Here is a 13,243-nt window from a genome sequence, read left to right on the forward strand (position 1 = left end):
CATTTGCAAACAGGAGGACTTATGGGAAAGAAAATATTGATAGGTTTTTTAGGTGTTTTAATGGCTGCTTTCTTTGTTGGATGCCAAGCTAAAACTGCTGAAAAAACAGAAAATAATGATGGAAAAGTAGATGTAATGGTAAGTATAGAACCTTTAAGGGAGTTTACAAAAATAATAGGTGGAGATAAAGTAAATGTTAAAACTATGGTTCCAAATGGAGCAGAACCACATGATTTTGAACCTAAAACAAGTGATTTAGTTGAACTTAATAAATCAAAAATATTTGTTTATAATGGATTAGGCATGGAGCATTGGATAGACCATGTTTTAAATACAATAGAAAATAAGAAAGTAAAAGTTGTTAATGCATCAGAAGGGGCAGATATTTTAAAAGAGGGAGATAAGGTAGATCCTCATCTTTGGTTAAGTTTAAAGGGGGCAAAACAGGAGGCCTTAAATATAAAAAATACTTTAGTTGAAGTTGATCCTAAAAATAAAGATTACTATGAAGCAAACTATAAAAATTTCTCAGAAGAGGTTGATTCCTTAATAAAAGAATATCAAGGTAAATTTAATGAAGTAAAAAGCAAGGATTTCATAACAGGTCATGCAGCTTTTGGATATTTATGTAGAGAGTTTGGATTAAAACAAGTTAGTGTTGAAAATTTATTTGGTGAAGGAGAAATAACTCCTCAAAAAATGAAAGACATAGTTGAGTTTTGTAAGAAAAATAACATAAAAACAATATTTATGCCAGAGCTTGCTAGTGAAAAAATATCACAAACATTAGCTAATGAAGTTGGTGGAAAAATAGAAAAGATATATACTTTAGAAAGCAATGAAGATGGTATTAGTTATATTGATGCGATGAAATATAATTTGAGTAAAATATATGATGCTTTAAAAAGTCAGTAAATATTAAATCCTAAAATTAAAATTTTAACTAAAAATAGTTATGAGGTGGATGATTATCAAAATAATTTTTATTATTGTATTTTGATAATCACCCATCTTTTTTAGTTTTTCTTAAAATAACACCTTTAATAAAGAGAATAGATTAGTTAATAAGAAAAGATTTAAATTTAGTATTTAAATATCCATTACATTTATAAAATGGATGTTTTATAGGAATAATAAATTTAAGTCTTTATTTTTTTATATAGCCTAAGAAATTATAAAGAAAGAAATCATTTAAAAAGGAGAGATTACAAATGAAGAAAGTTTTTGGTGTTTTACAAAGAATAGGTAAAGCCTTAATGTTACCAGTTGCTTTATTACCAGCAGCAGGTTTATTATTAGGTTTTGGATCAATGTTTCAAGATCCTACTTTCTTAAATTTAGTGCCAGCATTAAATGCTAATTGGTTCCAGTTAGTAGCAACTATAATGACTGACGCTGGGAATGTTATTTTTTCTAACTTAGCATTATTATTTGCAGTTGGTGTGGCAGTAGGTTTATCAGAAGGAGATGGTGTTGCAGGACTTGCGGCTATAGTTGGTTTCTTAATTCTTAACATAACTATGGGAATTGGTGGTGGAATAACTGCTGACATAGTAGCTAATAGTAAAGATGGTATGTATGCAACTGTTTTAGGAATACCAACATTACAAACTGGTGTATTTGGTGGTATTATCATGGGGGTTATTGCAGCTTTATTATTTAAAAAATTCTATAAAATAGAATTACCTTCATACTTAGGATTTTTTGCAGGGAAGAGATTTGTTCCTATAGTAACAGCTGTAGTGGCCTTAATAATTGGAGGATTAATGATAGTTATTTGGCCTCCAATTCAAAGTGGATTATTGTACTTTTCAAAGAGTATGATAGATGCTAATCCAACAATAGCATCATTTTTATTCGGACTTATAGAAAGAGCCTTAATTCCATTTGGATTACATCATATTTGGTATAATCCATTTTGGTTCCAATTTGGAGAATATACTAATAAAGCTGGTCAATTAATAATGGGTGACCAACAAATATTCTTTGCTCAATTAAAAGACCAAGTACCATTGACAGCAGGTACATTTATGACAGGGAAATTCCCATTTATGATGTTTGGTTTACCAGCAGCAGCCTTAGCTATGTATCATGAAGCTAAACCTGGTAAAAAGAAAATTGCATCTGGTATTTTATTCTCAGCTGCCTTAACTTCATTTTTAACTGGTATTACTGAGCCATTAGAATTCTCATTCTTATTCGTTGCTCCAGTATTATTTGGAATTCACTGTATATTAGCAGGTCTTTCATTTATGATTATGCAAATATTAAATGTTAAAATTGGTATGTCATTTTCAGGTGGTCTTATTGACTTTTTAATGTTTGGTGTATTCCAAAATAGAACTAGATGGTGGTTAGTAATAGCTGTAGGTCTTGGATTTTCAGTTGTTTACTATTTCTTATTTAGATTCTTTATTAGAAAGTTTGACCTTAAGACTCCAGGTAGAGAAGAGGATGACATATTCGATGATATGGATAATGAACATACTACAGCTAATGAGGATTTGGCAGCAGAAATATTAATAGCATTAGGTGGATCTAGTAATATTGATAAGTTAGATGTTTGTATAACAAGATTAAGAGTAACTGTTAAAGATGTAAGTAAGGTTGATAAGGATAGATTAAAAGAACTTGGAGCAGCTGGTGTGATGCAAGTTGGTGAAAATATTCAAGCAATATTTGGTGGAAAATCAGACGTACTTAAAACTCAAATCAGAGAAATTATGAGTGGTATGGGAGGACAAAAAGACCTTTAAAAAGGTAGGATCTTTTTTAATAGGGGATTGATTTTAGCTAGTCCTTAAGACTTACTTAATTTTAAGTTAAAATAAAAATTTTTAATTTTGTATTTTGAACTTATATCTTCGAAATGAATATGAGAAGGTGCTTCCTAAACTAAAAATATAAAGTGATTTAGAAAAAGTAATATAAATTCAAAATTATTATGTATTTATTATTAACAAGTGAAAGTTCAGCTTTAAATTGAATTTTCACTTGTTTTTTTATTTAATTAGAGAATATTATTTAAATTTAGTTAATTGTATAAATTTATTTCCAAATGAAATTTTGTCAACCTATGAAAGTTATTATTTAACTTTAATTAATTATATAAATATTAAGTGAAGTTAGTATTCTATGTTCTAGCCAAGTTGTTATTTAGCTTCTATTAATTATGTAATAGAAAAATAGTAATTGTGGTATAATATAGAAAAATAATTGAGGGGGCAAATATGGAGAATAGAAAAGTTATTTATGAGAAAAGGATAAATGAATATAGTAAAAAACTAAGAATTTTAAAAAGAGATTATAACATAATAAGTGGATTAAGATTTATTGTTTCTTTGAGCATACTATTTTGTATTTATTATGCTTACAGTATTAATTCAGTTGGTTTTGGAATAGCTTTATTTTTAATTAATGCTATATTATTTTTATATTTAGCTAAGTTACATGATGGCATAGTAAGTAAAACTAATAAATTAGAAGCTTTAATTGAAGTAAATAAAAAGGAAGTATATAGATTAGAGGGAAAATGGAGAGAGTTTAAGGATTTAGGGGAAGAGTATTTAAATTCTGAGCATCCATTTATAAATGATTTAGATATATTCGGCAAAAATTCGCTGTTTCAGTGGATAAATGAAACAGGAACTATTTATGGAAGGGAAAAATTAAGTAGCTTATTAAGGTTAGATAAACTACCTAAAAAAGAAGAAATAGTATTTAGGCAAGAAGCTTTAAAGGAGTTAGCTAGTAAAGTTGATTTTAGACATGAATTTATTGCTTCTTTAAAAGATAAAAATATAAAAGAAGAAAATTACTTAAGCAAATGGTTAAAGGAAGAAAAGTTAAAACTAGGTTCTTTTTTTTATGGGGCTAGAATTATTATGCCTTTAATTAATATTAGCTTTACAGTTTTAGTTGCATCAAATATATTATCTTGGCATGTTTTAATACTTTCCCTTTTAATAAGTTATTTAATACTTAAAAAAGCTAGTAAAGAGGTTATTAAAGGATTAAATATATTTGAAGACTTAAAATATAGGATTAAAACCTATGGTGATGCTTTAAAGTTAGTTGAGGAAGAAAGCTTTAAATCAACTTTATTAAAGGATTTGCAAAGTGGATTAATAAAGAAAGAAAAAGCAAGTTTTAGGCTTAAGAAATTAGAAAGTACAACAACTTGGCTTTATGATAGAGGAAATGCTTTCTACATAATATTAAATTGTTATTTATTATGGGATTATCAAATTTTACTTAGACTTGATAAATGGAAAGAGGAAAATAAAGAAGATTTTCCTCTTTGGATGGATTCATTAGGAGAGTTTGAAGTTTTAATTTCTTTAGCTGGATTTACCTATAATAATGAGGGCTGGACAATGCCTAAAATAAATGAAGATTATAAAATAAAGGGAGTAAACCTTGTTCATCCTATGATTTTAGGAAATGCAGTAGGCAATAGCTTTGAAATAAGTAAAGATAAGAGAGTGCTTTTAATAACAGGATCTAATATGTCAGGTAAGAGTACATTTTTAAGAACTGTTGGATTTAACTGTATTTTAGCTTATCTTGGGTTACCTGTTAAAGGAGAAAGTTTTGAAACTCCAATTTTAAACATATATACTTGTATGAGAACAGGAGATAACTTAGAGGAGAGAATATCATCTTTTTATGCTGAGATTAAGAGAATTAAGATTATTGTTGAAGGAACTAAAAGAAAAGAGAGAATATTATTCCTTTTAGATGAAATATTTAAGGGAACTAACTCTTTAGATAGACATGAAGGTGCTGAAATACTTATAAATCAGCTTTTAAAAGGAAATACTTTAGGATTAGTTTCTACTCATGATTTTGAATTATGTGATATGGAAAAAGATAATTCTAAAGTTCAAAATTATAATTTTAGAGAGTATTATGAAAATAATGAACTTAAGTTTGATTATATTCTTAGAAAAGGGGTTTCTCAAACACGAAATGCTAGATACTTAATGAAGATGGCAGGTATTGATATAGAGTAGAAAACTTATTGAAAGGCTCTGTTTTAAACTAGAGTTGATTTTAAATATAAGTATAAACTGCTTTATTAAGTATATCCTATGGGATAGGTAAAATCAATACTCTCTTAAAATAGAATCTATTGGTTAATAAAGGGAATTTATTTTCTATATTATGTATAAATAAATAGCAATATAACTTAATTTTAGACAAATTAAATTAATTTTGATATAATAAAATAATGAAATATTTTATGAAAAAAGCCTTAAATGGCTTTTTTTCGTGATTAGAGTTATTAAGTAAAAGAGACTTTAAATAAATAGCAGAAATTTTAGGAGGCATGTATATCTTGTTTACAGAAAAGGTAAAAGCAAAAGAGTATTACATAAAGGATTTATTAAGCAATAAGTTCTTATTTGAGATTCCAGATTATCAAAGAGCATATTCATGGACTAAAGAAAATTTAAAACAATTAGTTGATGATATATGGGAATCAGTAGAATTAAATAAAAATGGTAAGAGTAGAGAGTTTGATCAATATGAACCATACTTCATAGGAAGCGTAGTTTTATGTTCAAAAGAATATAAAGATGATGGATGTGGAATATATGATGTAATAGATGGTCAACAAAGACTTACATCAATAATAATGTTAATTGCTACTATAAGAGATTTAATAAACAATGAAGAATATAAGAAAGTTTTATCAGACTTAATATACCAAAAGCCAAATGTTCTTATGGGTATAAAAGAAAGCATAAGAGTTAAGTCTAGAGGAAAAGAAGAGGAATTCTTCAAAAAGTACATATTAACTGAGGGTGGAACTGATTTAGTTAAAGATTTAGATATGACTGAACTTTCAGAAGCAAAACAAAACATGGTTAATGCAATAGAAATATTCAGAGCTAGTTTCTTAAATGAAGAAGGAGAAGTTTTAGAAGAAAAGTTAAATGAGTTTATAGTTTACTTACTTCAAAAAGTTGTTTTAGTTGTTATAACAACTGAATCATTCACTTCTGCATTTAGATTATTCAACGTAATAAATGCTAGAGGATTACCTTTAACTGATTCTGATTTATTAAAGAGTGAAAACTTAAGAGTAATAGATGCTGAAATAAGAAAAGAATATACTGATATATGGGAAAATCATGAGCAAGATTTAGGAAAAGAAAAACTTGACCAAATTATAGGTTTCATGAGAACAATGAAACTTAAGAAAAAGGCTGATGAAAGTGTATATGAAGAATTTAGTAAAATAATCTTCAGAGATGAACCAGAATATTTAGGTGTTAACTTTGTAAATCACTTAACAGAAGTTAAAGCTATATATGATAAATATATAGTTGATTGTGAACTTGAAGGAGTATCAGAAGAAGAGAAAACTTACTATAAAAACTTAGTATCAATAATGAGAGAATTATTACCATACGATGATTGGATGGCTGCTGTAATTAAGTTTGTTGAGAAATTTAATGATGATAAACTAGTTTTAGAGTTTGTTAAAGTATTAGAGAAAAGACTTGTTATTGACTGGGTAAATGGAAATTCATTTGCTGATAGATTAAACAGAGTTTATTCTATAATAGAAACTATAGAAGAAAAATCTTCTTTAGAGGAAATTAAAGAATCTGAAGTATTCTTATATGATTTAGAGAGAACTACTGCATACTTTGATAATGCATTAAATGACATAGATTTCTATAGTAAAGGTAGAATGATGATACCTAAGTATATATTTGTAAGACTTGATATGGAAAAGAGACCAAATGAAGTTTTAGATTATAGTGACAAAATAATGATAGAACATGTACTTCCTAGAAATGCAAAAGAAGCTTATTGGAAAGATAACTTCTCAGTTGATGAAAGAAGAAATTGGGCTAACAAGTTTGGTAACTTAGTAATCATAAGTGGAGCTAAGAATACAAGAGCTAATAATAAACCATTTGCTGAAAAAGTAGATCAATATTTAAGTAAGAAAAGTGATTTTGCTATAACTAAAGAAGTTTTAGAGTTATCTGATTGGAATATGGATTTATTAAAAGAAAGACATGAAGATTTAGTTAATAGAGCCTTAGAACTTTGGACTAGATTCTAAATAATTAAAAAAACACCAAGCTTTTAAAAGTTTGGTGTTTTTATTTGGTTAGGAATTGTTTAATAAAATCTTGGGATAAGTAATAAAAATTTTTATATGGTTCTGTTTTAAATTATTGTTAATTTTAAAAGAACTCTCTACAAAATTAAGTAGGGCTTATGGAATAGCTAAAATAAACACTTTATTAAAACAGAATCTGTCATATAAATAGTATATTTAAGAATGTATATTTTGTTAAAAGAAAAGTTTATTTTTATCTATTGAAAAGTAATTTATAAGTTAATAAAATATAGATTATATTGGTTAAATAAAGCTTATAAAAAAAGAGTGGCTTAATAAATTGATTTTAATGAAAAATAAAGAGTTTCGTGGCATAATTATATATGGATATAGATAGTGAGAGGATGTAAAAGATGGGGTATGTAATAATAGACCTAGAATTTAATAATATGCAAAGTATTACAAAATTTTATCCTAATATTTATAATGAGCATAAAGAATTGAAAGATTTAGATTCTTATAATGAGATAATAGAAATTGGGGCTATAAAATTAAATAAATTTATGCAGAAAGTAGATGAGTTTAAAGCATATATAAAACCATCTGTTTTTAAAGTATTAAATCCTAAAATAATAGATATAACAGGAATAACAGAGGACAATTTAAAAGATGGAATTGAATTTGAGGAAGCTATGGACAACCTTAAAAATTTTATGGGAGAAGAGGATATTCTATGTTCTTGGGCTACTGATGACATAGTTCATATAGTTAATAATGCTAAGTATCATCAGTATAAAGATATAACTTGGATAAAAAAATATATTGATATACAAAAATATTGCACTAAAATATTAGCTCACAAAAAATCTTTAAGTTTAAAGCATGCACTTGAAGAACTTAAGATAAAAATTGATACTAGTAAATTACATGACGCATTAAATGATGCGGTTTATACAGCTGAAGTTTTTAAAAGATTATATAATGGTAAAAAGGTAAAAGAGTATATTGTTGAAGATGTTTATAATATGCCATCTATAAGGGTAAAGGATTTAAAAAATTATGATTTAGGATATGAGGATATAGATTTTAAATGTCCAAAATGCAATGTTAAAGTAGAAATGGAATATCCATTTAAACTTTTTAGTTGGAGATTTTTATCTATAGGTAAATGTCCAAAATGCAATAGAAATGTAAGGCAAGAGGTTATTCTTAAAAAGACCTTGTCTGGTAGACTTGTCTATGAATCTACAAATGCATTAATAAATGATACTGAGTATATTGACTTAGATTATAAATTAAAAAAATTAGTAAAATGATAATATATTGTTACTTTAATAATATTATGTATGATAAAATAAAAGGGTAAATAATTACTATAAACAAAATAGGGGAATTGATAAATTATGAATATTGCATTTTTTCTAACACCAAAAAGTGAAGTGGCTTATGAATATATAGATGCTACTATGAGACAAGCAATGGAGAGAATGGAGCATCATGGATATACTGCTATTCCACTTATAGATAAGAATGGTAAGTATGTAGGTACTTTAACAGAGGGGGATTTACTTTGGACTTTAAAGAGAAATCCAGAGTTGAATTTTAAAAATACCAATACTGTTAGTGTGAGAGAAATAAAAAGAAAAGTAAAACATAAGAGCGTTTGTATAAATGAAAACATGGAAAGTTTAATTTCTTTGGCAGTTTCTCAAAACTTTGTGCCAGTAGTAGATGACAATGGAATATTTATAGGGATAATAAAGAGAAGTGATATAATAGAACACTGTTATAACAATCTTTATAGCAAACAAGAAGTTTAGGGATTAGTGCCCTAAACTTCTATTTTTTTTCACATATATTAAATTTTTTATGTGGAATTTAAAAAAATAGGTATTATAAAATTTGGTATTGCATAGAACATAATAAAGTATTATTATTAAGTATATTTTAATAATTTTATAATATCATGTTCAGGATATTTTAAAGAAAAATATTTTATTATATAATATTTAAAATAAATTAGAAAAAAGAGGTGATTGAATATGTTAGCTGTATTATCGCCTGCTAAAACTTTAGATTTAAGCAATATAGAAGACCTAAAGATAGAAACAAGTAAACCTAAATTTCTTTGTGAGGCAGAAATAATAATGAAAGAATTAAAGAATTTAGAGGTTCAAGATTTATGTTCATTAATGAAAATAAGTGAAGATTTAGGGGTACATACATTCACAAAAACACAAGATTGGAATACAATTTACTATGGTGATGAAAAACCTTTTATTTTATCTTTTAAGGGAGAAGCATACAGAGGGTTAAATGCAGATGATTTTACTAAAGAAGATTTGGAGTTTTGTAATGGCTCATTAAGAATATTATCAGGTCTTTATGGAATAATAAAACCTTTAGATGGTACTAAGGCCTATAGATTAGAAATGGGTACTAAAATATCAGTAGACGGTTCTAAAAATCTTTATGACTTTTGGGGAAGTAAGATTGAAGAAGCTATTTTAGAAGAATTAAAATTTCATGATAAAAAAGTTATTATAAATTTAGCTTCAAATGAATATTATAAGTCTATAAAAAAGATTGAGAAAAAGGTTAAGGTTATAACTCCTGTATTTAAAGAAAGAAAAGGTTTTGAATACAAGGTAGTTACTGTTTATGCAAAAAAAGCAAGGGGAGAAATGGTTAGATATATAACTAAAAATAGATTAACTGATCCTGAGAGTTTAAAGAATTTTGATTTAGATGGATATGAATTTAATAGAGAACTTTCAGATGAAAATACATGGATATTTACCAGAGGATAGTTTAAAATATAGATATTTAAACATAATGAATAATATCTGTGATTTAAAAATATAAAATTAAAAATATAAAATATAAAATAGAAATTTTTTATTAAGGAGAGATTTTTTATGAGTAAACTTATTTTAGAAATAGACGGTATGTCATGTTCAAATTGCGTTAGACATGTTGAAGCTGCTTTATTAGATGTTGATGGTGTAGATGTTTTAGAAGTTGAGGTTGGAAGAGCTACTATTGATACAGAAGTAGATGAAGATACATTAAGAGATGCTTTAGAAGAAGTAGGTTATGATTTAGTTTCAATTGAAGATTAGTGCCTGTGAGAGTGTGTTAGAAGCTAATAAAATGGTTTCTATGCACTCTTTTTTAGATTAAAATTTACTACTATTGATATAATCTTTGGTATATAATATTCATAAGGTATTTGATAAAAAGTAATATTAACTGAGGTTAAAAATTTTCATATACATAAAGGAGATGTTAAGAATGAATGAAAATCTTACAATGTCAGATTTAATGGATAGCTTTGAATTAAAGCATTTTCATAAAGGAGAAATAGTAAAGGGAAAAGTAATTAGTGTAAAAAATGATGAAATCATAGTTAATATAGGTCACTTTGCTGATGGAATAGTTCCAAGAAATGAAATGTCTAATGATAAAGATTTTGATATAAACTCAATAAATATTGATGATGAAATATTTGTTATGGTATTAAGTGGAGATGATGGAGAGGGAAACGTACTTCTATCAAAAAGAAGAGCTGATGCTATAAAAGTATGGGATGATTTAAAAAATGCCTTTGAAAAAGAAACTTTAATAAGTGTTAAATTAAAAGAAGTTGTTAAAGGTGGATTAGTTGGAGATTTCAATGGAATAAGAATATTCATGCCAGCTTCTCAATGTGCAGGAAGAAGAATAGAAAACTTAGAAGAATTAGTAGGTAAAGTATTAGAAGTTAAAGTTATAGAGTTTAATAAAGAGGCTAAGAAAGTAGTTGTTTCAAGAAGAATTGTTGAAGAAGAAATAAGAAATAATGAAAAAAAAGCTCTTTGGAGTTCAATTAAAGAGGGAGAAAAGAGAAAAGGAAAAGTAACTAGATTAGCTAAATTTGGTGCTTTCGTTGATATTGGTGGAGTAGAAGGATTAGTTCATATAAGTGATATGTCATGGTCAAGAGTTCATAACCCAGAAGAAGTTGTGGTTGTTGATGATGAAGTGGAGGTATTTGTTTCAGAAGTAAATATGGAAAAGGAAAGAGTAGCCCTTTCATTAAAAGATGTTATTAAAAATCCTTGGGAAACATTAGAAGGATTAAAGGTTGGAGATGTTGTAAATGGAAAGGTTACAAACTTTATAAAAGTAGGTGCCTTCGTAGAAGTAATGCCTGGAATAGAAGGCTTAGTTCATATATCAGAAATTACTGATGAAAATATAGCTAAACCATCAGATGTGTTATCACTAGGTCAAGAAGTTAAGGTTAAAATCTTAAGCATAGATGATGAAAATAAAAAAATGAGCCTAAGCATTAAAGATGCTACAGAAACTTCAAATGAATATAAACAATACAACGATGAAGAGGAAGGTTACTCACTAGCTGATTTATTCAAGGATCTAAACTTATAAGCTTTTGCAAAATAAAACTTTATAGAATTAATAAAAGGCATGTATCAAAATAACTTTTTATAAAACTTACAAATAATATGAAGAGAATATCTAGATGAGCTTTAGAATTTAAATTATTACGTAGAAAATATCACGTTAGAAAGCTTAGATTGTTCGAAGCGTAGCAAGTTTCTAAGCTTTAGTGATATTTTCGTAGTAATGATTATAAATTCTTAGCGAAATCTAGTAATTCTAGGAATATATTTGTAAGTTTTATTATTATATTTTGATACATCCCCTTTTATGTTTATATATTAATATTAGATTTTTTCGATTTTTAGCATGTTTGTTCCACCAGTAATTGATGTTGGAAAACCAGCAGCAACCATTATATTATCGCCTTTTTTAGCTATTTCATATTCTTCAGCCACTTTTCTTGCTTCGTTAACAATTTCATCTGTATTATTAAAGTAAGCACATTTTTTAGAAATTATTCCAAAGTTAAGAGCTAAGCTTCTTCTTACTTTTTCATATGGAGTAATTGCTATTATTGGGCAGCTAGGTTTATATTTTGATAATATTTTAGCTGTTGATCCAGTTTGAGTGGCAGCAACAATTGCCTTGGTTGGGAATTTGTTGGCTGTTTTTGCAGCTGAATAGCTTATTGCATCAGCAAAGGCATCTGGATTTGGATTTGGATCTTTTAATCTTCTTAAAAGATAGTGATAATCTAAATTAGCTTCAGCTTTTTTTGCAATCTTAGCCATTGTACTTGCAGCCTCTATTGGGAAACTACCTGATGCACTCTCACCACTAAGCATAATTGCATCTGTTCCATCAAATATAGCATTACATACGTCAGATGCCTCAGCCCTAGTTGGTCTAGGGTTTCTTATCATAGAATCAAGCATCTGAGTAGCTGTTATAACAATTTTTCCTGCTTGATTACATTTTTTTATAATTTCCTTTTGAATTATTGGAACATTTTCAAGAGGAATTTCAACACCCATATCACCTCTAGCAACCATAACACCATCAGTAACTTCAATTATTGAATCTATGTTATCAACACCCTCTTGGCTTTCTATTTTTGAAATTATTTTAATGTCTTTTCCATCATGAGAATCTAATATTTCTCTAACTTCAAGAACATCCTCTGCTTTTCTTATAAATGAAGCTGCTACAAAATCAACCCCCATTTCACATCCAAAGATTAAATCACTTCTATCTTTTTCAGTTACTGCAGGTAATTTAATTTTTACATTTGGTACATTAACACCTTTATGGTCTTTTATAATACCACCTTCAACAACTTCACATATTATATCTTTTCCTTTTACTTCTTTAACTTTAAATTCTAAAAGTCCATCATCAACAAGGATGGAACCACCAGGTTTTATGTCTTCATATAGTTCTGAATAAGAGATAGAACATTTAGTATTATCACCTAAAATTTCTTCTCCACAAGAAAAAATAAATTCATCTCCATCTTTTAACTCAGCTTCTCCATTACTAAATTTATGAGTTCTTATTTTAGGACCTTTTATATCTAGTAATATAGCAGTAGCTGATTGTTCTTCTTTCCTAAGTCTCTTAATAAGTTCTATTTTTTCTTTATGACTTTCATGGTCTCCATGAGAAAAGTTTAATCTTGCAGCATTCATACCTATTCTTATGAATTTTCTTAAAACTTCTTCAGAGTCACTTGCAGGACCAATTGTAAATATCATTTTTGTTTTTTGCATA

The 13,243-nt window shown here is 27.3% G+C and carries 10 protein-coding genes; 9 read left to right on the forward strand and 1 reads right to left on the reverse strand.

What is annotated here, in order from left to right; all coding sequences use genetic code 11:
* The first annotated feature begins 21 nt into the window (after positions 1 to 21).
* From Q1K13_RS06490 to rpsA, 9 genes are all read left to right on the forward strand, one after another.
* On the forward strand, positions 22 to 915 hold the full coding sequence (locus tag Q1K13_RS06490; RefSeq protein WP_300348632.1) for a metal ABC transporter substrate-binding protein: 894 nt from the start codon (positions 22 to 24) through the stop codon (positions 913 to 915).
* Positions 916 to 1,211: 296 nt separating this feature from the next.
* Positions 1,212 to 2,756, forward strand: a complete 1,545-nt coding sequence (ptsG, locus tag Q1K13_RS06495) for a glucose-specific PTS transporter subunit IIBC (RefSeq protein ID WP_300348634.1) — start codon at positions 1,212 to 1,214, stop codon at positions 2,754 to 2,756.
* Between the two features lie 474 nt (positions 2,757 to 3,230).
* Complete coding sequence (locus Q1K13_RS06500) at positions 3,231 to 5,015, forward strand: MutS family DNA mismatch repair protein (RefSeq protein ID WP_300348635.1); 1,785 nt, start codon at positions 3,231 to 3,233, stop codon at positions 5,013 to 5,015.
* Positions 5,016 to 5,341: 326 nt separating this feature from the next.
* Positions 5,342 to 7,087, forward strand: coding sequence for a DUF262 domain-containing protein (locus Q1K13_RS06505; protein WP_366522619.1), 1,746 nt, complete (start codon positions 5,342 to 5,344; stop codon positions 7,085 to 7,087).
* Positions 7,088 to 7,500: 413 nt separating this feature from the next.
* Entirely contained in the window at positions 7,501 to 8,403 is a 903-nt protein-coding gene (locus tag Q1K13_RS06510) for a 3'-5' exonuclease (RefSeq protein WP_300348639.1), read from the forward strand.
* An 87-nt stretch (positions 8,404 to 8,490) separates the two neighbouring features.
* Positions 8,491 to 8,907, forward strand: coding sequence for a CBS domain-containing protein (locus tag Q1K13_RS06515; RefSeq protein ID WP_300348642.1), 417 nt, complete (start codon positions 8,491 to 8,493; stop codon positions 8,905 to 8,907).
* A gap of 222 nt (positions 8,908 to 9,129) precedes the next feature.
* Entirely contained in the window at positions 9,130 to 9,897 is a 768-nt protein-coding gene (gene yaaA / locus Q1K13_RS06520) for a peroxide stress protein YaaA (RefSeq protein ID WP_300348644.1), read from the forward strand.
* A gap of 108 nt (positions 9,898 to 10,005) precedes the next feature.
* Complete coding sequence (locus Q1K13_RS06525) at positions 10,006 to 10,209, forward strand: heavy-metal-associated domain-containing protein (protein WP_300348646.1); 204 nt, start codon at positions 10,006 to 10,008, stop codon at positions 10,207 to 10,209.
* A gap of 172 nt (positions 10,210 to 10,381) precedes the next feature.
* A complete protein-coding gene (rpsA, locus tag Q1K13_RS06530) occupies positions 10,382 to 11,518 on the forward strand; it encodes a 30S ribosomal protein S1 (RefSeq protein WP_300348648.1) in 1,137 nt (378 codons plus the stop codon).
* A 299-nt stretch (positions 11,519 to 11,817) separates the two neighbouring features.
* On the opposite strand, the gene pyk is transcribed toward rpsA, so the two are convergent.
* Entirely contained in the window at positions 11,818 to 13,242 is a 1,425-nt protein-coding gene (gene pyk, locus Q1K13_RS06535) for a pyruvate kinase (RefSeq protein ID WP_300348650.1), read from the reverse strand.
* Position 13,243 lies beyond the last annotated feature (1 nt).

It is taken from the genome of Clostridium sp., from assembly GCF_029267215.1.
GTDB lineage: Bacteria > Bacillota > Clostridia > Clostridiales > Clostridiaceae > Sarcina.

Coding starts and splice junctions, on each gene's coding strand:
- rpsA (WP_300348648.1), top strand. CDS start 10,382: ATGAATGAAAATCTTACAATGTCAGATTTAATGGATAGCTTTGAATTA.
- yaaA (WP_300348644.1), top strand. CDS start 9,130: ATGTTAGCTGTATTATCGCCTGCTAAAACTTTAGATTTAAGCAATATA.
- Q1K13_RS06515 (WP_300348642.1), top strand. CDS start 8,491: ATGAATATTGCATTTTTTCTAACACCAAAAAGTGAAGTGGCTTATGAA.
- Q1K13_RS06500 (WP_300348635.1), top strand. CDS start 3,231: ATGGAGAATAGAAAAGTTATTTATGAGAAAAGGATAAATGAATATAGT.
- Q1K13_RS06525 (WP_300348646.1), top strand. CDS start 10,006: ATGAGTAAACTTATTTTAGAAATAGACGGTATGTCATGTTCAAATTGC.
- Q1K13_RS06490 (WP_300348632.1), top strand. CDS start 22: ATGGGAAAGAAAATATTGATAGGTTTTTTAGGTGTTTTAATGGCTGCT.
- ptsG (WP_300348634.1), top strand. CDS start 1,212: ATGAAGAAAGTTTTTGGTGTTTTACAAAGAATAGGTAAAGCCTTAATG.
- pyk (WP_300348650.1), bottom strand. CDS start 13,242: ATGCAAAAAACAAAAATGATATTTACAATTGGTCCTGCAAGTGACTCT.
- Q1K13_RS06510 (WP_300348639.1), top strand. CDS start 7,501: ATGGGGTATGTAATAATAGACCTAGAATTTAATAATATGCAAAGTATT.